General features: G+C 42.5%; 25 protein-coding genes. 6 read left to right on the plus strand and 19 right to left on the minus strand.

What is annotated here, in order from left to right; genetic code table 11:
• Positions 1–126: 126 nt before the first annotated feature.
• Positions 127–903 (minus strand): Nif3-like dinuclear metal center hexameric protein, encoded by a 777-nt coding sequence (locus tag ICE88_RS03635; protein ID WP_216251843.1) that lies wholly within the window; start codon positions 901–903, stop codon positions 127–129.
• A 137-nt stretch (positions 904–1040) separates the two neighbouring features.
• On the opposite strand from ICE88_RS03635, the gene ICE88_RS03640 reads away from it, so the two are divergent.
• Complete coding sequence (locus tag ICE88_RS03640) at positions 1041–2213, plus strand: S1C family serine protease (protein WP_216249575.1); 1173 nt, start codon at positions 1041–1043, stop codon at positions 2211–2213.
• 106 nt (positions 2214–2319) lie between these two features.
• Here ICE88_RS03640 and ICE88_RS03645 read toward each other — a convergent pair whose 3' ends face one another.
• The 7 genes from ICE88_RS03645 to ICE88_RS03675 form a co-directional block, all read right to left on the minus strand.
• Positions 2320–2934, minus strand: coding sequence for an OmpW family protein (locus ICE88_RS03645; protein WP_216249578.1), 615 nt, complete (start codon positions 2932–2934; stop codon positions 2320–2322).
• Positions 2935–3083: 149 nt separating this feature from the next.
• Entirely contained in the window at positions 3084–3818 is a 735-nt protein-coding gene (locus ICE88_RS03650; RefSeq protein ID WP_215290641.1) for an amino acid ABC transporter ATP-binding protein, read from the minus strand.
• 74 nt (positions 3819–3892) lie between these two features.
• Positions 3893–4558 carry an amino acid ABC transporter permease gene (locus ICE88_RS03655; RefSeq protein WP_216249580.1) on the minus strand — a complete coding sequence of 222 codons (666 nt, stop codon included), beginning with the start codon at positions 4556–4558 and terminating at the stop codon, positions 3893–3895.
• 12 nt (positions 4559–4570) lie between these two features.
• The gene (locus ICE88_RS03660; RefSeq protein WP_216249583.1) at positions 4571–5338 is read right to left on the minus strand and encodes an amino acid ABC transporter permease; all 768 of its coding nucleotides are present in this window, start codon (positions 5336–5338) and stop codon (positions 4571–4573) included.
• 35 nt (positions 5339–5373) lie between these two features.
• Entirely contained in the window at positions 5374–6270 is an 897-nt protein-coding gene (locus ICE88_RS03665; RefSeq protein ID WP_216249586.1) for an amino acid ABC transporter substrate-binding protein, read from the minus strand.
• 124 nt (positions 6271–6394) lie between these two features.
• Positions 6395–7813, minus strand: a complete 1419-nt coding sequence (locus tag ICE88_RS03670) for a sensor histidine kinase (RefSeq protein ID WP_216249588.1) — start codon at positions 7811–7813, stop codon at positions 6395–6397.
• Positions 7810–8478 (minus strand): response regulator, encoded by a 669-nt coding sequence (locus ICE88_RS03675; RefSeq protein ID WP_216249591.1) that lies wholly within the window; start codon positions 8476–8478, stop codon positions 7810–7812. The genes ICE88_RS03670 and ICE88_RS03675 overlap by 4 nt, the downstream gene beginning before the upstream one ends.
• A gap of 125 nt (positions 8479–8603) precedes the next feature.
• Between ICE88_RS03675 and ICE88_RS03680 the strand changes: the two genes are divergently transcribed.
• Genes ICE88_RS03680 through ICE88_RS03695 form a run of 4 tightly spaced genes read left to right on the plus strand, consistent with a single transcriptional unit; the run spans position 8604 to position 12549 of the window.
• Positions 8604–9584 (plus strand): tripartite tricarboxylate transporter substrate binding protein, encoded by a 981-nt coding sequence (locus ICE88_RS03680; protein ID WP_215290635.1) that lies wholly within the window; start codon positions 8604–8606, stop codon positions 9582–9584.
• The gene (locus ICE88_RS03685) at positions 9581–10045 is read left to right on the plus strand and encodes a tripartite tricarboxylate transporter TctB family protein (protein WP_216249594.1); all 465 of its coding nucleotides are present in this window, start codon (positions 9581–9583) and stop codon (positions 10043–10045) included. The genes ICE88_RS03680 and ICE88_RS03685 overlap by 4 nt, the downstream gene beginning before the upstream one ends.
• A 10-nt stretch (positions 10046–10055) precedes the next feature.
• The gene (locus ICE88_RS03690; RefSeq protein WP_216249597.1) at positions 10056–11564 is read left to right on the plus strand and encodes a tripartite tricarboxylate transporter permease; all 1509 of its coding nucleotides are present in this window, start codon (positions 10056–10058) and stop codon (positions 11562–11564) included.
• 43 nt (positions 11565–11607) lie between these two features.
• Positions 11608–12549: a tripartite tricarboxylate transporter substrate binding protein gene (locus ICE88_RS03695; RefSeq protein WP_255535200.1), complete on the plus strand. Its 942-nt coding sequence runs from the start codon at positions 11608–11610 to the stop codon at positions 12547–12549.
• A 46-nt stretch (positions 12550–12595) separates the two neighbouring features.
• Here ICE88_RS03695 and ICE88_RS03700 read toward each other — a convergent pair whose 3' ends face one another.
• From ICE88_RS03700 to ICE88_RS03710, 3 genes are all read right to left on the minus strand, one after another.
• Entirely contained in the window at positions 12596–13789 is a 1194-nt protein-coding gene (locus ICE88_RS03700) for a CaiB/BaiF CoA-transferase family protein (RefSeq protein WP_216249603.1), read from the minus strand.
• Positions 13786–14718 (minus strand): hydroxymethylglutaryl-CoA lyase, encoded by a 933-nt coding sequence (locus ICE88_RS03705; protein WP_216249606.1) that lies wholly within the window; start codon positions 14716–14718, stop codon positions 13786–13788. The genes ICE88_RS03700 and ICE88_RS03705 overlap by 4 nt, the downstream gene beginning before the upstream one ends.
• Before the next feature lie 112 nt (positions 14719–14830).
• A complete protein-coding gene (locus tag ICE88_RS03710; protein ID WP_216249608.1) occupies positions 14831–15916 on the minus strand; it encodes a porin in 1086 nt (361 codons plus the stop codon).
• A 270-nt stretch (positions 15917–16186) separates the two neighbouring features.
• On the opposite strand from ICE88_RS03710, the gene ICE88_RS03715 reads away from it, so the two are divergent.
• Entirely contained in the window at positions 16187–17803 is a 1617-nt protein-coding gene (locus tag ICE88_RS03715) for a hypothetical protein (RefSeq protein WP_216249610.1), read from the plus strand.
• Between the two features lie 52 nt (positions 17804–17855).
• Here the strand turns inward: ICE88_RS03715 and tatC are convergent, their stop codons facing one another.
• The 8 genes from tatC to hisA form a co-directional block, all read right to left on the minus strand.
• Entirely contained in the window at positions 17856–18647 is a 792-nt protein-coding gene (gene tatC, locus ICE88_RS03720; protein ID WP_216249612.1) for a twin-arginine translocase subunit TatC, read from the minus strand.
• Between the two features lie 19 nt (positions 18648–18666).
• Complete coding sequence (gene tatB, locus ICE88_RS03725; RefSeq protein WP_216249614.1) at positions 18667–19155, minus strand: Sec-independent protein translocase protein TatB; 489 nt, start codon at positions 19153–19155, stop codon at positions 18667–18669.
• A gap of 87 nt (positions 19156–19242) precedes the next feature.
• The gene (gene tatA / locus ICE88_RS03730) at positions 19243–19473 is read right to left on the minus strand and encodes a Sec-independent protein translocase subunit TatA (protein WP_215290626.1); all 231 of its coding nucleotides are present in this window, start codon (positions 19471–19473) and stop codon (positions 19243–19245) included.
• Between the two features lie 14 nt (positions 19474–19487).
• Complete coding sequence (locus ICE88_RS03735; protein ID WP_216249616.1) at positions 19488–19865, minus strand: histidine triad nucleotide-binding protein; 378 nt, start codon at positions 19863–19865, stop codon at positions 19488–19490.
• A gap of 20 nt (positions 19866–19885) precedes the next feature.
• On the minus strand, positions 19886–20272 hold the full coding sequence (locus tag ICE88_RS03740) for a phosphoribosyl-ATP diphosphatase (protein WP_216249618.1): 387 nt from the start codon (positions 20270–20272) through the stop codon (positions 19886–19888).
• 65 nt (positions 20273–20337) lie between these two features.
• Positions 20338–20715, minus strand: a complete 378-nt coding sequence (gene hisI / locus ICE88_RS03745; protein WP_216249620.1) for a phosphoribosyl-AMP cyclohydrolase — start codon at positions 20713–20715, stop codon at positions 20338–20340.
• A 37-nt stretch (positions 20716–20752) separates the two neighbouring features.
• A complete protein-coding gene (hisF, locus tag ICE88_RS03750; RefSeq protein ID WP_215290622.1) occupies positions 20753–21511 on the minus strand; it encodes an imidazole glycerol phosphate synthase subunit HisF in 759 nt (252 codons plus the stop codon).
• Positions 21512–21599: 88 nt separating this feature from the next.
• Positions 21600–22337: a 1-(5-phosphoribosyl)-5-[(5-phosphoribosylamino)methylideneamino]imidazole-4-carboxamide isomerase gene (hisA, locus tag ICE88_RS03755; RefSeq protein WP_215290621.1), complete on the minus strand. Its 738-nt coding sequence runs from the start codon at positions 22335–22337 to the stop codon at positions 21600–21602.
• Between the last annotated feature and the right edge of the window lie 11 nt (positions 22338–22348).

Raw genomic sequence — 22348 nt, forward strand, 5'->3', positions numbered from 1 at the left:
ATAGCGAATCCGCCCCTCTGATTTAAACCCCATCAGATCAAAAAGACGGTAAAAACAGTGAAAAATGCATTAACTTACAAAGATGTAAGCCTCGAGTAACTCAAACCCGTGATTCAAACCAATCTCTCAAACTGGGTTCGGAATGTCCACAAACTGGTGCTTGAGCTTGTATTTTTGGGCCACGAACTCGCCAAGGGCCCCAATGCCATAACGCTCCGTGGCATGATGGCCAGCGGCAATGTAAGCCACCCCTGACTCTTGCGCCGCGTGGAAGGTCTGCTCAGAAACCTCACCACTAATGTAAGCGTCCACTTTCATTGAAACAGCTTCATTTATATAGCCCTGAGCCCCACCGGTACACCAGGCAATGCGCTTGATGGGCTTATTTAGGTCGCCAATCACCAAGGGGTCACGACCTAAGCGACCTGAGATACTCCTGGCCAATTGGCCCAAGGTCTTTTGAGAAGCCTCAGGGCGCCCTTCCCAAATCAGACCATCCATGACGGAGGCAGAACCCAAAGAAGCTCGCTCAGATTGTTTTAATGGCTTCCAACCCATCACTTTGGCTAATTGGGCGTTATTACCCAAGACTGGGTGCACATCCAAGGGCAAGTGATAAGCGAATAAATTGATCTCATGGTCCATCAGCAACTTCAAGCGACTGTGTAATTGCCCAACAACTCGAGCATCGTCGTTTTTCCAAAACCAGCCATGGTGAACCATGATGGCGTCGGCCTTCAATGCAATCGCCTCTTCAATCAACGCCAAGCTAGCCGTCACCCCGCTGACCAAAGTTTTGATGATGGGCTTGCCCTGAACCTGCAAACCATTGGGACAGTAATCCTTGATGCGAGCCACCTGCAAATGATCATCCAAATACAAAGACAACTCATCTCGAGTCACAGAGTGAGTAAGTTTGGCTTTTTGAGTTTTCAAAGATTTCACAGATTTTTTACTTGGCTGGATTTTCTTGGTCATGGTCTTTTTTAATTCTCTTAATTATTTTCTCGTTTTTAATGCAAATAGATTAACCTAACAACATGATGAAACATCTTTGGTTACTTTTCGCACAAATCTTCACGGCCCTACTGGCCCTGATATTTATTTTGGCAACTTTCAAACCACAATGGTTAGAAGGTGGTCCTTTTAGTGGCATAGCCGACTTTGTTGGCTTTGGTGATTCCATTTCAACCATCACCATCAAAGAATCTCACATCGATCCGAGCTCACCTAATCCTGGGTCGTATCACGAGGCTGTAAAACGATCCATGCCAGCAGTGGTCAATATTTTTATCAGCAAAAATAATTCAAATAAAAAATCCAAATCAAAAGCACTGCCACCACAGCATCCGCAAATACCGAATCCTGAGGACTTCAATCCCAACTTAGGCTCAGGCGTCATCGTGAGTCCAGAAGGGTTGATACTCACCAATGAACATGTCATCGAAGGTGCCGATGTCATTGAAGTCGCTTTGGCTGATGGCAGAAAAACCACTGCGACTCTGATTGGCAGTGACCCAGACACAGACCTCGCGGTTCTTCGAGTGCAAATGCCCAACCTACCGAAACCCATCACCTTCGGAAAAATAGAATCTGTCAAAGTAGGTGACGTGGTTCTTGCAATCGGCAATCCATTTGGTGTTGGTCAAACTGTTACATCCGGAATCGTCTCTGCCTTGGGCAGAGATCATTTAGGCATCAACACCTTTGAAAACTTTATTCAAACAGATGCCGCGATCAATCCAGGCAATTCGGGTGGTGCCCTGGTTGACACCCGAGGACATCTGATTGGTATCAACACAGCCATCTATTCACGAAGTGGTGGCTCAATGGGTATTGGCTTTGCCATCCCAGTTAACACCGCCAGAGATGTGATGGAATCCATCATCAAAAACGGCAGTGTTGTCAGAGGTTGGATTGGTGTTGAACCAATGAACATCTCTGCAGAGATGGCAAGCACACTCAAGATCAGTGCTGATGGTGTATTAATCAATGGCACACTCAAAGGCGGCCCAGCTGATAAAGCGGGTATTCAGCCAGGTGATGTTTTAAAAACAATCAATAACAAACCAGTCAGCAACATTACTCAATTACTCAAGCAAATATCAGAAGTACCGCCAGGCGACAAGATCAAAGCCACGATTAATCGCAAAGGTAAAAATCTAGAAATAGAAATACAAGTTGGCAAGAGACCAGGGCCTAAGAAGCGATAGAACTAAGATAAAAAAATAGAAGTTAGCAACAATACAAACAAAGTAAAAATGAAAAAGGGGCTCCGTGAATTCACAGAGCCCCTTTTAAGCAAGTCAATTAATCAGATTAAAACTTGTATGTCACACCCACTGATGTAGCAATTGGGCTTAGGTTTAAATTACCGATACTAGCGCCAGTGTCATTTGCAAAAACATCAGTATTCATCTTCATATATTTGACATCAAAATTAACGCCCCAATTTTTATCAAACATGTAATCTGTACCTACTTGAGCTACAAATCCAGTGCTTGAGTTTTCAATTGAGTAAGTTCCTGAGCCAAGATTCTTTCTGCTGCTAAACAAAGTGTAATTAACACCTGCGCCAACATAAGGCTTTAATGCTCCGAAATTTGTAAAGTGATATTGCAACAACAATGAAGGTGGCAACGCTTTCACATCTCCCAAAGATGAAGAGCCAGCCATAATTTCCACATTCTGCGGGTATGTCAAAACCAACTCTGCTGCAACATTCTTATTAAAGAAATAAGAAATATCTAACTCTGGGATTGTTTGATTCTTAGAGTGAACATTTGCACTTTGAACAGTCGCTGTTTGACCGTTATCCCAATTTAAATTTGTTGCACGAGCACGAACCATCCATGGATTTTCTTGGGCAATTGCATTGAATGACAAAGCTGCCAATAAACCCAAAGCTAACTTGCTGATTGTTGTTTTTTTCATTTTCTTTCCCTCAAAAATAGTCACCATCTGACATAAGCATCTTAGAAGGGAGAGGAAGGCAATGATTTGACCTGAATCAAATCAAACTTAGCCAAAGTGGCTAAGTACCACTTACTTGATTTAAGTCAAATAAGTAGTTTTTTAGAATATTAATGCGCCAAGATCTTAGATAAGAAATCTTTTGCTCTTGGTGATCTTTCTTCGGGTTTGTTAAAGAAATCATCCTTCGGACAATCTTCAACAATCTTGCCTTGATCCATGAAGATCACGCGATTACTGACTTTTCTGGCAAAACCCATTTCGTGGGTCACGCACATCATGGTCATGCCTTCATTGGCGAGCTGAACCATCACATCCAATACCTCACCCACCATTTCAGGGTCTAGAGCGGATGTAGGCTCATCAAACAACATCACAATCGGATCCATGCTCAAAGCTCTTGCAATCGCCACGCGTTGCTGCTGACCGCCTGATAGCTGACCTGGGAACTTATCCTTTTGAGCAGATAAGCCTACTCGATCTAAATACTTTAAACCATGAGCCAGCGCATCACTTGGACTACGTCCAAGTACCTTGACTTGAGCCAATGTTAAGTTTTCAGTGACAGACAAATGTGGGAATAACTCAAAGTGTTGGAACACCATGCCAACTCTTGAGCGTAATTTAGGTAAATTGGTTTTTGAGTCATGAACCGCGATACCGTCAACAGTGATTTCACCTTTTTGAAAAGGCTCTAATGCATTGATGGTCTTAATCAAGGTTGATTTACCAGAACCAGATGGGCCACAAACAACAACTACCTCACCTTTTTTAATGTCAGTGGTGCAATCCGTTAATACCTGGAAATTCCCATACCACTTGGAGACGTTTTTCATTTCAATCATGGTGATCTCTTATGTCTTTGTTATTTGATGTTTAATTTACTTAAGCTATTTTTAGGCTATTTATAAATTTTGTTTTAACGAATAATCGCCACACGTTGCTGCAATACTCTGACAAGCCTTGATAAGCTAAAGCAGATCAAGAAATAAATCACAGCTGCAGCCAAATAAGTTTCAATCGGACGACCAAAGTTTTTGCCAGCAACTTCAAACCCTTTGAGCATGTCATAGGCACCAATGGCGTAAACCAATGATGTGTCCTGGAACAAAATGATGGTTTGAGTGAGTAATACCGGAATCATGTTCCTAAAGGCTTGCGGCAAAATGATCAAACGCATGTTTTGAGAATACGTCATGCCCATGGCTTGGCCAGCATGAATTTGCCCTCTAGGAATCGATTGAATACCTGAGCGCATGATTTCGCAAAAGAAGGCCGCTTCAAAAGCAACAAAAGTGATGATGGCTGATAGTTCAGCGCCAATCGGTTTACCCAGAATCGCTGGCATCAATAAGAAGAACCACAAGATCACCATCACCAATGGAATCGAGCGCATCGTATTCACATAAGTGGCTGCAGGTATTTCTAACCACTTATTGCCAGATAAACGCATCAAAGCCAAAAGAGTGCCAAAGAAAATACCACCGATGGTGGCAATCACGGTCAATTGGATGCTGAACACCAAGCCACTCAAGACATAACTTCGGATGAGTTCCCAGCTATAAAAAGAAAGATCAATATTCATTATTTATCTTTTTTAATGACCACCGCTGCTAGCTGCAGCAATGAAACCAGGAACCCTGGTTCTGGATTCAATAAAGGCCATGACACGGTTTACACTCAAAGCAGAAACCACGTACAAGGCTGTCACGCCTAAATAGATTTCAATACCTCTGGAGGTCTCTTCTTGCGCTTGCATCGCGAACAAAGTCAGCTCAGCAACTGAAACAGCAAAAGCCACAGAAGAGTTTTTAATGATGTTCATTGATTCTGATGTCAATGGTGGAATCACGATGCGTAAAGCCATAGGCAAAATCACATAGCGGTATGACTGAGTGGTGGTTAATCCAACTGCTAGTGCGGCGTATCGTTGCCCTCTAGGCAAAGAGCCTATACCGGCTCTGACTTGTTCTGCAATACGAGCAGAAGTGAAGAAGCCTAGGGCCAAACTCACCAATACAAATGAAGGGAATCCCTTCATCACAGGAAATAGAGCGGGTATCACGTGATACCAAAGAAATACCTGAACCAATACAGGAATATTTCTGAACAACTCAACCCATACAGTGCCCAATAATGCGAGCGCTCGGGTCAATAAATTATCGGGGGGCAAGGTTCTTAAAGTGCCCATCAAGACACCCAAAATCATGGCCACAAAAAGACCTAGGGCTGAAACCGATAAGGTCCAGCCCCAAGCAGATAACATCCAGTCTAAATAAGTGATTTCTCCACCGGTGCCAAAGCACACCGGTGAGAAATCTTCTTCTAAAGTACTTTTACAAAATACTTCCCAATTCCAAGACATCTAATGTGTTTACTTTCTACTACTTGGTTAGGGAATTACTTCTTAGCGTAGTCTTCAGCAGGTTTGTCGTTTGGATTAGCCCAAGCGTCTTTTGTACTTGCAGACAAAGCTAAACCAACTTTATTACCTTTTGGTGGAATTGGTTGCAAGAACCACTTGTCCCACAACTTAGCCAATGTGCCGTCTTTCATCATCTTCTTGATGCTGTCGTCCACAGACTTCTTAAACGCTGGGTCATCTTTACGGATCATGATCGCGATTGGCTCAACTGCAATAACTTCACCAACGATTTTGAAATCAGCTGGGTTCTTAGAGTTGGCAATGTTACCGGCCAAGATTGAACCGTCCATTACGAAGGCATCAGCACGACCAGACTCTAGCAACAAGAAGCTGTCAGCGTGGTCTTTACCAAATACTTCATCAAAGTTAACGTTTGCAGCACGCTCGTGCTTGCGCAACAACTGGACTGATGTTGTACCTGTTGTAGTTGCCACTTTCTTGCCAGCCAATTGGTTCAAAGAAGTAATGTTTGAGTTTGCTTTAACAGCAATACGAACTTCTTCAACATATGTTGTTACAGCAAAAGCCACGTCTTTTTGACGTGTAGCATTGTTTGTTGTTGAGCCACACTCAATGTCGACTGTACCGTTAGCCACCAATGGCAAACGATTTTGTGAAGTCACAGCTTGATATTTGATATCTAGCTTGTTTAATTTCAATTGTTTTTGAACGTCTGCCAAAACACGTTGACAAATTTCTACGTGGTAACCAGCAAACTTGCCGTCACCCACTGTGTATGACAAGGCGCCTGAAGACTCACGCACACCCATTGTTACTGCGCTTGAAGACTTGATTTTTGCCAAAGTATCAGCTTGTGCTGTAGCGATCACGCCCAAACCTAATAATGCTGCAACCAATAGATTCTTTTTCATTACTGCTCCTTCATTGTTATTAAAACGAACCGAAAACAGACCCAATCAGGCAAAAAGCCGGATTTATAGTTTTTAGCAGATTTTGAGAAATAAAAGTAGATGGGTATGCCCTAATTATGTGACGTTAATTTGGAATAAATAGGGTAATTTTTGTACCAGAATGGTAATTTTCACCAGTTAACAGATAAGGACTATCTAAACTAATCTTCAAATTATGTTGCAAAACAATCTCTTTAACTATCGATAGGCCCAATCCACTCCCAGGTTCTTTGCTATCACCTCTAAAAAAGCGATTAAAGACTTTTCCCTGATACTGCAATGGAATGCCGGGGCCATTATCAATGACGCTCAATGAATCATGATCAATTCTGATGGTTACTTGAGTTCCAGAAGGGCAATATCTAATAGCGTTATCGATCAGGTTGCCAATGCATTCTGATAACAAAATTTCGGACCCCTTCACAACCAAAGAGTTAACCTGACAATCAATCCCTAAGTCGATACCTAATTTTTGTGCATGCGGATAATAATCAATGACCAATTGTTTTGACAGAGCAACCAAATCTACGTTTTTAGTCAAATCAATTTCATACCCATGCTCAGCCTTCGTCATTGATAAAAGTTGTTCAGTCAACCTAACCGAAGTGTCAGCTGTTTTTGAGAGGCCTTCAATAATCTTCGCCAGATCTTCATTCATGGGCTCTTTTTTTGCTAAACCAACTTGAGTTTTAACAATCGCCCAAGGAGTTCTTAGTTGATGTGCGGCGTTGCCTATGAATTTTTTTCTAAGTGTCAGCAGATTGGCCAATCGAGATAGATAAATATTTAAACTTTCTATAAATGGAATTAGCTCTTTTGGTAAAGACTTATTCTCTATCGTACTTAAATCTGATTCATCACGATTCGCCAAATAACGACTCAAACGATTAATCGGCTTAAGGCTCTTATTAATCACAATCCAAATAAGCCCAGTTAAAGCAATGAGCAAAATTGTTTGACCTAACAAGAGCTCTCTAAGCATGTGGGAAATTAATATATTTCTTGCCTCTAAAGTCTCGGCAACCTTAATCGTGATTAATCCTTTAGTTCCCGACTTTTGATTGAGGTCTGCTGACTCAACCAATGAGTGTTTCAATATGGCCAAACGAATTGGCAATCCATTGATATTTTCATTATGAAAACTTACCAGCGAAAAGTAATTGACTGAGTTTTCTGTTTGGCCAGAAGTACTTGGAAGCATTGCATTGCCAACCAAGGTTTGGTTATCTGCATCTACGATTTGATAAAAAAACCTTGAGCCGATGTTGCTTTCAAACAAGTATGTGGCTGATTCAGGTACCTCAATCTTTAATCGTCCGCCTTCTAATTTTGATTCTTCAGCAATTGTTCTTGCTGCAATATACAAAGAGCGATCATATGCGTTATTAGCAGCATCCACGCTATTTCTATAAGAAAAAACAGCATTGATGATGATCAATAGAACCAAGGGTAAAACTAGCCAAATAAACAAGGCCTGCTTGAGAGATTTAATTCGTAGACTCATGAATCAATCCTCAACATATAACCAATGCCTCTCACTGTTGTGATTTCGCACCCCAGCTCAACAGTAATTTTTTTTCTTATTCTATAAATCAGAACCTCAACTGCATCGGGTGCTGCGTTTTCATGTTGAAATATTTGCTGATGTAAAAAATCTTTGGCAACCACTCTATTTTTTCGATCAAACAACAATCTTAGTAATGCGCTCTCCCTCGGGGTTAAGCTGATCAGTTCATTTTTATTGAAAAAGCTTTGGGTTGATTTCTCATAACTAAGATTTCCATAAGATTCAATGTCAGAAACAATTTGAGGAGCCCTTCTTAAAAGAGCATGAACTCTTGCATCAAACTCTTCTAAGTCAAATGGTTTTGGCAAATAATCATCAGCGCCCGCATTTAGACCTTTGACTCGATCACCAACATCTGCTCTTGCGGTCAAAATTAGGACGGGAACAAAATCTTTCCTTGCCCTAATCTCTTGCAATATCGAGAGGCCATCACGTTTTGGCAAATTTAAATCCAAAATAATCAGGTTAAATTCATGACTAAATAGAAGATTGGCGGCTTCCTGACCATCCATAGCTAAAGTAACTTCCAGCCCCATTTTTCGGAGGGCAGAGCTCAGCCACAAGGCTAGCTCCTGGGTATCTTCAACTAAAAGTACTTTCATTAGGGTAAAACCTTAGTCATTTTGACAGCTAATTGACAGTGGCTTGGGTGATGATTTGATTGTCATAGCTATATGGCGTTAGTTATTTTGCAATTTAACCACTTATATATCTGTTGGAGTAAAAGATGAAACTATCACGTAGAGATTTTCTATCATATAGCACTGCTTTGGGTGCTAGCAGTTTGTTGCCATTTAATGTGTTTGCTCAAGCAAAACCTCTTTTTGACTCAATTAATATGTTCATCCCTGCAGCGCCTGGCGGTGGTTGGGATGGCACTGGTCGCGCAATTGAAGTTGCTGCCAAAGAAGCTGGTCTTGTTGGGGCATTTCAATTTGAAAACGTTGGTGGTGCTGGCGGTATGGTCGGATTGCCACGCTTCGTTAATCAACGCAAAGGTCAAGGTAATTCATTGATGATTGGTGGCTCAGTCATGGTTGGCGCAGCAATCACAAATAAGAGCCCAGTGACCATGAAAGACGTCACTCCAATTGCAAAATTAACAGAAGAAGCTGGTGTTATTGCCGTACCAGCTGATGGAAAAATTAAAAACTGGAAAGATTTAGAAGCAGCATTTAAAGCAAATCCGAAAGCTGTTTCTGTTGCCGGTGGTAGTGCTGGTGGTACAGATCATCAATTATTGGGTCTAATCATTAAAGCTTTGGGCAAAAACCCAAGAGATGCCGCCTATGTAGCCTTCGCAGGCGGCGGCCCAGCTAATGCTGCAATCTTGGGCGGACAAGTGACTGCAGGTATTTCAGGTTACTCAGAGTTTGAAGAGCAAATTAAAGCAGGTCGCATGCGCGCCATTGCAGTATCTGGCAATAAACGCATCCCAGGCATTGATGTTCCTACACTCAAAGAATTGGGTGTGAATGTCACTGCTGCGAACTGGCGTGGTGTTTTTGCTGCACCGGGCATTAATGCTCAACAAAAAGCTGCTTTGGTTGATCTAGTTACTAAGATTCATGACTCAAAAGGCTGGAAAGAAACTTTGAGCAAGAGAAAGTGGACTGATGTGTTTACGGCTGGCGCAGCGTTTGATGAGCAAATCAAACAAAGCATTGCTGACACTGAAGCCGTTTTAAAAGATCTTGGTCTAGCATGAACAGTAAAATTGTCTCCGGTTTATTGTTAGCCTTATGTGCAATCGGCATTTGGCAAACAACAATCATTCCTGAGTCAACAATGTACTCTGAGGTAGGGCCAATATTGGCCCCCTCAGTAGTCATTGCTGCTTTGACTGTATTGGGGCTTATTTACTTAATACTGTCCATGAAAAATAAAAATCCAGATTGCATCGAAAGTGATGATGGCGTGCCTATTGAAGGTGGCAATCAAAGAGTTTTTTATTTTTTGATAGCTGGCATGGTTTTTATTCTTTTAATAAAACCTTTAGGCTTTTTAATTCCAGCCACAATTTGTGGGGTTGGCATAGCGAAATCATTTGATGCACCGCTGAATATAAAAACTTTTGTTATTTGTTCTTCTATTTCTCTCGCCTTCTGGGGGCTTTTCTCAGCTTTGCTTGGGGTTGATTTAGGACCTCTTATTCGCTTACCTTTTTAAGTAAAAAATTATGGGTTCATTTGATTCTTTGATGCAAGGTTTTGCAGTTGCATTGCAACCTTTAACCTTAATGTATGGATTTATTGGCTGTCTGGTTGGAACCCTTATTGGAGTTCTACCAGGAATTGGGCCTGCATTAACAATTGCGCTCCTTTTACCGCTGACCTTTAAGGTTCCAGCGACCGCCATGTTTGTATTGTTTGCTGGTATTTATTACGGGGCAATGTACGGCGGCTCAACAACCTCGATTTTGTTAAATACCCCAGGTGAATCTGCAACGATTGTTACTTCTTTAGAAGGTAACAAAATGGCTAGAAAAGGCCGTGCGGGACCTGCTTTAGCTACAGCTGCAATTGGTAGCTTTATTGCGGGGACAATTGGCACCATTGCACTCACCTTTTTTGCACCAATGCTGGTTGATCTAGCTTTGGCTTTTGGACCTGCTGAATACTTTAGCTTGATGGTTCTCGCTTTAATCATGGTATCTGCAGTATTGGGTAACTCTGCTTTGCGAGGCCTTATTAGTTTATTTGCCGGCCTTCTGTTTGGTTTGGTGGGTATTGATTTGCAAACAGGTCAAGCCCGTTTCACATTTGGTCAACCAGAGCTTTTGGATGGTATTGAAGTAACCATTGCGGCTGTTGGACTTTTTGCTGTTGGAGAGGCTCTATATCTGGCCTGGCAAGGAAAAGAAAATAAGAATTCTGAAGTATTAAAAGTTTCTGGTAGTTTGTGGCTAAGTAAAGAGGATTGGAAACGCTCTTGGAAGCCTTGGATCAGAGGAGCCTTTTTTGGTTTCCCGGTAGGCGCAATGCCTGCTGGCGGAGCAGAATTACCAACATTACTTTCTTATTACACAGAAAAGAAACTCTCAAAAAATCCTGAAGAGTTTGGTCATGGTGCCATTGAAGGTGTGGCTGGACCAGAGGCTGCTAACAATGCATCTGCTGCCGGTGTCTTAATGCCTTTATTAACTCTAGGTATTCCAACCTCTGCAACAGCAGCAATCATTTTGTCTGCATTTGAATCATATGGCATACAAGTTGGCCCACAGTTATTCACACAACAAAGCGGTTTGGTTTGGACTTTGATTGCAAGCCTTTATATCGGTAACGTTATTTTATTGATTCTTAATCTTCCCTTGGTTGGACTATGGGTTAAATTACTTAAAATTCCTCCACCATGGCTATATGCCGGCATCATTGTTATTTCTGCCGCAGGTGTTTATGGATCTAGTAATTCATCATTTGACGTCGCACTTTTATTCTTTTTTGGGTTGCTGGGTTTTGTGATGCGTCGCTTTGATTTTCCTGCAGCTCCCATGATTATTGGTTTGATCCTTGGCCCGATGGCTGAACAATCAATGCGTCAAGCAATGACAATTAGTCAAGGTCAGTGGAGTACATTTTTTACACGGCCAATTTCCGGATCAATCATGTTGATTGCAATTGCCTTATTGGTCATTCCGCCGCTGATTAAGCTAGCCAAGATTAAAAGACTTGGTAACGCAATTCGTTAATTTATTTTATAAATTAGAGAAAGTTATGCTTAAAAAAACCCTCATGACCATAGCTCTTATAGCTAGCTCAACTGCTCATGCGGCATACCCAGAAAAATCAATTAGATTTGTTGTGCCTTTTGCAACCGGAGGCACATCAGAGATTATTGCAAGATCAATTGCTATAAGCCTTAGTTCGCAATTGGGGCAATCTGTCTATGTAGAAAATAAGCCTGGTGCGGCTGGCAATATTGCTATGGAAGAGGTTAAGAGAGCGGCTCCAGATGGTTACACGATTATTTTGGGACATGTGGGTACATTGGCGGCCAACCCAGCTTTATTTGGCGCTAAATTGCCATACGACCCAAATAAAGATTTTGCTCCAATTACATTAATTGCAAAAGTGCCTAATGTCATTGCTGTAGGCAAATCGAGTGGCATCAAAAACCTTGCAGACTTGGTTAGTCAAGCCAAAAAAAATCCCAACAAAATTAACTATGGTTCAGCGGGGAATGGCAGTGCGGGTCATTTGGCCATGGAGTATTTCGCATCAGAAGCTGGTATTGATTTAATGCATGTACCATATAAAGGCTCAGGCCCTATGCTCACTGATCTTATTGGTGGTCTGACCCAAGCTACTTTTAATGGTCTTCCATCACTCATTGGCCAAATCAAAGGTGGCGCTCTCATTCCTTTGGCAGTTGGATCAGCAACAAGATCCCCCTCTCTTCCAAATGTTCCAACCATAGCTGAGAGTGGTTACAAAGGTTTTGAAACTTCACAATGGTATGGAGTTATAGCTCCAGCAGGAACACCTAAAGAAATTATCAATAAGCTTCAAAAAGAAATTGCAATTGCCCTCAAGTCAAAAGAAGGAACCAAGCGCATGGTTGAGGATGGGGCAACTTTAGTTGGCAATACCCCTGAGGATTTTGCGAAATTCATCAAGGCTGAGCAAGCTCGCTGGGGTGCGGTTATTACAAAAGCAAAGATCACGATGGATTAAGTATTCAGGTGTTACTTCAAATAAAAAGCCCTGCATACAGGGCTTTTTATTTGATAATTTTCTTGCTAATAAAGTCCTGAAACACTTCCTCTGAATAACCAAGCTCTTGCATCAACTGTTGTGTGTGCTCTCCCAATTGCGGAGGGCTTGACCTAATGGGTAAACGATTTCCGTCTAGAGTAATTGGTAAAAGAGGTGTTTTAGTTTTTTCACCTGCTCGTGGACCGGATGACATCACCAGTTCTCCTAGACCATTTGTTGCCGCTAAATGAGGGTCATCAAACAGTTCTTGTGGCTTTGTGATTGGCGCGTAAGGCAAACCGTTTTTTTCAAAAATTTCTGCGACATGCTTGATATCCATAGTCAAAAATATTTCTCTTAAGATTGGCAGCAATAAAGTCCGATTTTGAACCCTTAAGTTATTTGTTTTTAAATGTTCATCCGACTTTAGTTGCTCTAATTTAAAAGCGTCACAGAATGTTTCCCACTGGCTGTCTGAAACCACTGCCAAAAAGATTTGTTCCTCGTCTTTTACTTTAAAAACATCATAAATACCCCAAGCTGAAACACGACTTGGCATGGGGGATGCTGGTACACCTGTGCTTGCATATTGCATCATGTGTTGGCCAACCAAAAACACATTATTTTCAAATAAGGCAGATTGAACTTCTTGACCTACTCCCGTATGTTCGCGGGTTCTTAAAGCTGCCATGACTCCAATAGCGCCAAAAATGCCACCCATGATGTCATTGACTGAACTACCGGCTCGCAGAGGTTGCCCTTCAGGACCAGTCATATAAGCTAATCCCCCCATCATTTGCACAACCTCATCTAAAGCTGTGCGGTGATCGTAAGGCCCCGGCAGAAATCCCTTGTGAGAGACGTAGATGATTTTTGGATATTTCTTTGAAAGAGTGGCATAGTCAAGGCCGTATTGAGCCATCACACCTGAACGAAAGTTTTCGCTGACAACATCTGCACTAGCAATTAATTTTTCGACAAAAGCTCGACCTTCATCTGACTTTAAATTAACTGCAATACTTTTCTTATTGCGATTAAACATTGAAAAAAAGCCAGCACCAGACCCCAAGAGGTCGCGCGTTCTGTCTCCTTCAATTGGCTCAACTTTGATCACTTCTGCACCAAGGTCAGCAAGAACCATGCCGCAACTTGGCCCCATCACCATATGACTAAATTCAATGACTCGAACCCCTTCATAGGGCAAAGATTTTTTCTTCATTTCAAGGAAAAGCCTTTAGGCAAACCTGCTTGTGGAGTCATGCCATAAATTGCTTCATTAGGTAATGCAGCCTGAAGAATTTCTCTAGCCTTTAATAGCTGCTCAAAATTGATGCCTGTCTTTACTCCCATTGCCTCAAACATAAACACCAAATCCTCTGTCACCACATTGCCCGATGCGCCTGGAGCATACGGGCATCCACCCAGTCCACCCTGCGAAGAATCAAATGTTCTGACCCCTTCTTCAAATGCCGCTAAGCAATTTGCAAGCCCTAAACCACGAGTGTTATGCATGTGAGCTGCCCCAGCTTTTTCACCAATTTCTTGTCTCAACTGTTTAAATAATCGTTTTACTTGCGCAGGGTTGGCATAGCCAGCAGTATCAGATAAACCCACTTCATCTACACCCATATCGGCTAATTCAAAAGCTAAAGAGATCACATCCAATTCGCTGACAGATTCCTGCAGGGTGCAGCCAAATGCGGTTGAAATACCCACTTCTATCAGCACATTGGGAGAGGTTTGATTTTTATACTCAATGATTTTCTTAACTTCAGAAATCATTTCTTGGCGTGTTTTTTTGACATTAGCCAGCAAGTGAGCTTGGCTGGCTGAAACAGGAATTGTGACTTTATCAACTCCCGATTGGATTGCTAATTGAGCCCCCTTCAAATTCGGAGCTAATGCAAGAACCATTCCTTTTCTCAATGACTTTGCATAACTTGCAATTTCTGGGGCATCTGCCATTTGAGGTAACAGGCTCGGAGGCACAAATGAACAAACTTCTATTTCTTTGAGTCCAGCTTCATACAAGGCATTTAACCAAAGTCGCTTGCCTTCGGTTGGCATGATGCTCTTAATCGATTGCAAGCCATCACGTGGGCCTACCTCGCTAATTAAAACCGTGTCGGAAGCGTCTAAGATACTCATCCAGATATTCTAAACATTAATAATGAAAGATTTGGATTTAACAAAATAAAAAACCCACTCCGAAGAGTGGGTTCAATTACATCTAACTAAAACTGGCTAGGCCAGCATTAGATTAGAAGAAGTGCTTGATACCAACAGATGTCAACTTCTCATCCGCACCAGCAGTTGTACCTGTCATACCTGAAACAGAGTAGTTACCAGATGCTTCGTTCTTAGATGCTGCATATGTTACGTAAGCAGCTGTACGCTTGCTGAAGTCATAAGTTGCACCAACTACTGTAGCTTTACCATCGTAAGCTGAACCTAGATCATTCTTAGCTGTGTGGTACGCACCAACCAAAGTTATCTTAGCGTTAACTGGAACGGCTGCGCTCAATACAGTTGCTTTAGCTTTGTCGTTAGGAGTAGTTTCTGTGTAATCAGAAACTACCTGAACTGCACCAACGCGAACCATACCGAAGTCATAGCTCAAACCGTATGAAGTTTGGTCTTGTGATTTACCAGTAGAAATCTTTTTGCTGACTTGAGCTGCAGTAGCCTTCAATTTACCATTTACGTAACGTACTGAAGCACCGTTAGTAGAACCTGTGTCGTAGCCACCTGTATTTTCACCCTCAGCACGGAACAACTGTACTGTTGCGCCAGAGAAAGTTGGAAGCTTGTAAGCTACTGTATTGTCAGAGTTGTCGCCTAAAGAGTCGATACCAGTTGCTGCTGCACCAGCAACGCCACCGATACGCTTGCCAACCAAAGCTTGGTTCATACCAGCAACGTGAGAAGCAGTTGCGTTAACAAAAACGTCAGAATCTGTTGCATCTGTTGTGATCTTACCAACACGAATTTCACCAAAACCACCACTTACGTACATGTTTGATTCACGGCTGAAGAATGTGTTTGTACCTGTTGTACCAGAAACACCAGTCACAGAACCAGATCCACCAGTATCAGGAGACATACCAGTTTCTAAGAAGAAACCAGCTTTTAGACCACCACCTAAATCTTCAACGCCAGCAAAAGTAATACGGCTTGTAGCGTAAACGTTTGAATTTACTTTACCTACGTTACCTTGGCCTGCAGTACCAATGTCATGTGAGCCAACAGACTGATCAATACGACCAGAAATAGTTACTGATGATTGAGCTTGCACTGTACCAGCAACCATTGCTAGGGCTGCAGAAGCGATTAATAATTTTTTCATTCGTAAATCTCCAAAAATGTGAAATAAACGTACCTAGTTAATCTAGGGACCTATCCATACTGCAACAGGTCATTGGCTCTTATTATGTAGTTGCGGGGCTGCGGGGGTGTTTCTCTGTCGATTTTTGATACAAATTCACATAGTGTTGCATCTGCGCAACAAATCATTTTTAATTCACTGTATTTCAAGAGAAATTAGGTGTTAAATACATATTAACCCTAATAAAAAAGGTATTTTTGTCATATGGCAAGCAGAGAATTCCTGAAAATCATGAAATTAGCCCGTTCTGGTGATGCTTTGGCGCAACAGAAAATAGGCCATATTTATATGCTTGGGGACGATGGAGTGCCCAAAAACTCTCAAAATGCTTTGCTTTGGCTTGAAAAAGCATCTATAAGTATCGGATTTAATGAAGAAATATTCAATTTTGTGGCCGATCACCTTGAACTCACAATCAACCTTTCCTCAAGCCAAGCACCCTTTGCCTGGAAATGCCTTTTATTAGCTGCCAATGCAGGACACACCCGTGCCAGATGGCTGATGGCACAAGCCATCTCTCAATTTGCACCTCAAACAAATCAAATATCTGAAACACCCATCACGGCTTTGGCATTTGCACAAATGTCTGAAAAAAATTGGCATGATGCTGGTGGTCTTGAATCATTTCGCATAGCGGCTCATCGCTATTTAGAAGAGCTGGCTGACTTATCTTCTTTCAATGAGCAAGCTTCTGCTAAAAAATTACTTGCGCAATGTTTGCAAGATGGTCGATTAGGTACATTGGATGTTGATCGCTCAAAAAAAATCATCGCCTCATTAGCGACTCAATCCAATGATATTGGTTTAAGTAGCTTACTTTCTTTAGGCTTCTCTTTCAGTCAAGGTATTGATTCCAGCTTGGTCCCTGCATTGAAGATGCACCTACCGAGCTTACTTAGCAATAAAAAACACCAACAGGAACACCTCCCCATTTACTGGGCAGGATGGCAACAATTACAAAATACTGATGCATTAGAAATTGCTGCTGAGCTGGGTCACGTTCCAGCGCAACTCGCCATGGGTTTGCGCCTTGCAAAATTAGACTCAATAGTTGATGAAGTCATTGGTAATGATAAAAACGATTCATCAGCTAGTAATACAAAAAAAGAAAAAGAATTAACAACAAACTCTGGTAACGCTCGCTTAAAGCGCGCAGTGTATTGGCTGAAGCTTGCTGCCAATCACGGCGAACGAGAAGCTTGGTATGCGCTGGGCTTGATTAATCGCATGCCTCAATATTCTGGATACAGTGCCGAAGACAGTGATACTTATTTTGATAAAGCGGCCGACCTAGGACATCCTCAAGCTCAATACCGCAAAGGTGCCGCACTCTGGCGCAAACGTGCGCAACTATCAGAAGAAGTTGAAGGCTTACAAGCCTCCTATTGGGTATGGCATGCCTCACAACAAGGTGTGCCAGAAGCACAAGAATTACTTTCTAAAATTATGGAAAGTCATTCCAATCCCAAGACAAACGATTGGCATCAACTAGCAAGTGCTGTTGCTCAAGCAATGAGTGAAAATTCTCATCGCTTCACTGGAGAAATACTTCTCATGTGTCATCGGGTGATTGTGGCAAATCAATTAAATTTATCAAAAGCAGAATTATTGCTTGCTGACATTGCAGCCATTCAACATGAACATGGTGCAGTGGTAGACATCAGAGCAGAACTACCCCGCTCAACTCCACGACTCATCCTGATTGAAACACTCGAACAACGAAAAGCATTGATGATGGCCAGCAAAGCATTTGCGAATGCTGAACTCAGTAACAGTTTGGATGAAGGTAATTTAAGACAGCGACGTTATCGCTTAGAAAAACTCATGGAGATGGTGCAAGTTAAATAACTTAGTTTTTTAACTATTTACTTTTATATTTCTAATTAATTTAATTCGTAAATTAATTCGCTGCAGCTTCCTCAGCCTCTTCCGCAGGGTCTAACTTCTTCTCATAGAACCTGGCCACAAAAATACCCAACTCATACAAGATACAAAGAGGGACAGCCAACAATAATTGTGACAACACATCTGGCGGCGTCACAACTGCAGCGATCACGAAGGCGCCCACAATCACATAAGGGCGTATCTCTTTGAGCTTTTTGATTCTGACCATGCCCAGCTTCACCAAGACCACCACAACCACGGGTACTTCGAAGGTCAAACCAAATGCCAAGAAAGTGGTCATGGCAAAACTCAAATACTTATCAATGTCCGTCGCCATATCAGCACCTAAGGGTGCGTTGTAATGCGCCATGAATTGAAATACGGTTGGGAACACTAAGAAGTAGGCGAATGCCATACCAGCGATGAATAACAAATAACTGCTGGTCACAATCGGTAGGATCAATTGACGCTCGTGGCTATACAAACCCGGAGCAATAAAAGCCCACAACTGATACATGATCACAGGCAAAGCGCCCAAGAATGCAACCAACATCGTGACTTTCATTGGCACAAAGAATGAACCCGTGACATCGGTCACGATCATCTTGCCGCCACTTGGTAATGCATCAAGTAATGGCTTAGAGAACAAATGGAAAATATCGGGCGCCCAATACACCAAACACAAAAACACCAATAACAAAGCACCGACTGCTTTGATCAAGCGATCACGCAGCTCAAATAAATGAGACAGGAATGTTTCTTGGATTCCGTCTTCTTTATCTGCTTCAGGTGTTTGATTTTGTGACATGGTTTAAATACTTGCGCTTTTAAAAAAATGATTTTGGTGTTTTTTGCTGACTAGCAGCACGACGAAAACGCTTCACTCTGGCAGCGCCTGACTGAATCTTTGTTTTCACGCCAGTGTTGCGCTTGTACCACTGAGGCATCGCTGTTTTCTTGACACCCCAGCTATCGCGACCTTGACGCACATTGCTTTTAGGTTCACGCACAGCGTAGTTATTATCAAAGTCATAACTGAACTCAGGATCGTTCAAACTCGAACTCGCCTCGCTCGTGACTTGATTGATGCTGGACTCAACATCTTTCACAGCTGAAGTTGCAGCTTCTTGCATCTTCTTGAGTTCATCTAACTCAACTTGACGATTGACTTCACTTTTCACCTCAGCCATATAACGCTGAGCACGACCCAATAAATTACCCGCCATGCGAGCAACCTTTGGCAAACGCTCAGGACCAATCACCACCAATGCGACTACCGCAATGAGGGCGAGCTTGGAAACTCCAAGATCGATCATGTCAAATGAACTTAAAAATAATGATGGTGTGTATCAAGCTCAGGTGTGTGTACCAGCAATGGCAAACACACCCAATGCTTGGAGGTCTTAACCTCTGTTCACATCCTTGGCTTGAACATCCACTGTCTTGCCATCGTTCTGACCTTGGATCTGATTAGCAGGATCTGCTGGCTTCTCTTCGCCATTCTTCATGCCATCTTTAAAGCCTTTAACAGCTCCACCCAAATCTGAACCAATGTTGCGCAATTTTTTAGTACCGAACACCAAAAGAACGATCACTAAAACAATAATCCAATGCCAAACGCTAAATGAACCCATTTTTTAACTCCTAATTAGTTTTTATTCCACGGACGGGGGCCACCCATCACATGCATGTGCAAATGGTAAACCTCTTGACCACCATCTACACCGTTATTGATAACTACACGAAAGCCCCCGGAGTCGCCAGGGCGGCATCCTTGCTCTTGGGCAAGGCGCGGTGCAATTGTTAACATTCTACCCAGTAATTCACCATCTGCGCTAGAGGTATTCATTAAATTAGCAAAATGACGCTTAGGCACAATCAGAAAATGAACCGGCGCCGCTGGATTTATGTCATGAAAGGCAAATAAATCCTCGTCCTCAAAGACCTTTTTACTCGATATTTGACCGGCAATGATTTTGCAAAAAATGCAGTTTTCTGAATGGTTGTGAGTAGATTCTTGGCTCATAAGACTGAACTTAGGGAAGATTATGATTTTCTGGCGGCTTTTTCAGCAATGCCAGAAACCCCTTCGCGGCGCTCTAACTCAGCAATCACATCTTCAGGACGCAAATTGAACTGAGACAAAGCCACGAAACAGTGGAACCAAAGATCGGCAATCTCACCCACCAACTTGCTTTGCATTTCTGGGGCTAAGTTGGCAAAACGACTATCTTTGGCAGCCATCACAGTCTCAGCAGCTTCTTCGCCAATCTTTTTCAAGATCGCGTCATCGCCCTTACTGAACAACTTGGCAATATATGAAACATCAGGATTAGCATTGCCTGCTAAAAAATCAGCGCGACGAGCATCCACCACATCGGCCAATCGTTTGATAGCATCCATGTTGTTATTTGATTTGGTTTGCTCTGTCATGTTTATCTCTGTCGTATTTAGCTTAGTAGTTATTGAGGCATTTGCCCGAATGGAACAACTCTAAACTATTTTTTCCAAACAGGGCCATTCGGTGTTTTTTCTAAATCCAAGAAAAAACAACTGTGCTCACCCGTGTGGCAAGCAATGCGATCCTTTTGATCCACCTTGATCAAAATCGTATCGCCATCACAATCCAAATGAATACTCTTCACTGTCTGCACATGGCCAGACTCTTCGCCCTTGTGCCAAATATTTTTTCTAGAACGTGACCAATACACGGCCTCGCCTTTTTCTAAAGTTAGCTGCAATGATTCACGGTTCATCCACGCCATCATCAGCACATCACCAGTATCAAATTCTTGAGCAATCACAGCCACCAAGCCCTGCTCATTCCAAGTCACTTGGTCTAGCCAGTTATTTGATTGTGCATTTTTATCACTCATGTAAATTCCAAATTAGTTGGGTTAGATGCGTTGGATGCTAAAGGCGCACCGGTATACCTTGCTCTGCCATCAACTGTTTGGCTTGACCCACCGTGTATTCACCAAAGTGAAAAATACTCGCGGCCAACACTGCATCAGCATGACCTTCTTTGATGCCATCAGCCAAATGCTGCAAATTACCCACACCACCTGATGCAATCACCGGCACAGATACAGCATCACTAACTGCACGTGTCAAAGCCAAATCAAATCCATTTTTTGTACCGTCGCGATCCATGCTGGTCAATAAAATTTCACCAGCACCTCGTTTAGCTACTTCTTGCGCCCAAGCAATCGCATTGATACCTGAGTTCTTACGACCACCATGCGTGAACACTTCCCACACACCTGGTGAAGTTTGTTTGGCATCAATGGCCACCACGATGCATTGCGAACCATACTTGGCGGCAGAATCAGAGACCAAATCTGGATTAGCCACAGCAGCAGAGTTCATGCCCACTTTATCTGCACCAGCATTCAGCAAACGACGCACATCGGCCACGGCACGCACACCACCACCGACTGTTAAAGGAATGAACACTTGTGAGGCCACATCTTCGATGATGTGCAAAATCAAATCACGCTCATCAGATGTGGCAGTGATATCTAAAAAAGTAATTTCATCGGCGCCCTGATCGTCATAACGCTTGGCAATTTCAACAGGATCACCCGCATCACGCAACTCAACAAAGTTCACGCCCTTCACCACCCGACCTGCGGTGACGTCTAAACAAGGAATGATTCTTTTTGAAAGCATGAATGTTTTATTACTTTTTTATTTGTTTGTTTACTTATCTAATTAACATACTATGACTGATGATCAATGACTTAATAAATTCTCACCGTCACTTCTTACCATCGGCATACTTTTGAGCCTTGGCAAGATCAAGATCGCCGGTATAAATCGCACGACCCGCGATCACACCCATCACGCCCTCTGGCTCAGCAGCACACAAAGCATCAATGTCTTTCATATTGGTCAAGCCACCACTGGCAATGATTGGAATGTTCACCGCTTGCGCTAACTTCACAGTGGCGTCCATATTGATACCTTGCAACATACCATCGCGACCAATGTCGGTATAGACAATGGCTTCAACACCATAGTCTTCGTATTTTTTTGCTAAATCAATCACTTCGTGACCGGTTAATTTGCTCCAACCATCGGTGGCCACTTTGCCATCTTTGGCATCTAGACCAACAATGATGTGTCCTGGAAAAGCCACACATGCATCTTGTAAAAATCCTGGGTTCTTCACCGCAGCAGTACCGATGATCACGTAGCTGATGCCATCATCCAATAAACGCTCAATAGTTTCTAAATCACGAATACCACCACCCAATTGAACAGGAATATCGTCACCAACCGCTTTCAGAATTGATTTGATCGCAGATTCATTTTTAGGTTTACCAGCAAAGGCACCATCCAAATCAACCAAGTGCAAACGACGTGCACCTTGCTCAACCCAGTGCTTTGCCATCGCGCCCGGATCTTCTGAGAAAGTCGTGACTTTATCCATATCACCTTGCTCTAAACGAACACAGTGGCCTTGTTTAAGATCAATTGCAGGTATTAACAACATGATAGATATTT

The organism is Polynucleobacter sp. AM-26B4, assembly GCF_018882285.1.
In the GTDB taxonomy this organism is placed as follows: domain Bacteria; phylum Pseudomonadota; class Gammaproteobacteria; order Burkholderiales; family Burkholderiaceae; genus Polynucleobacter.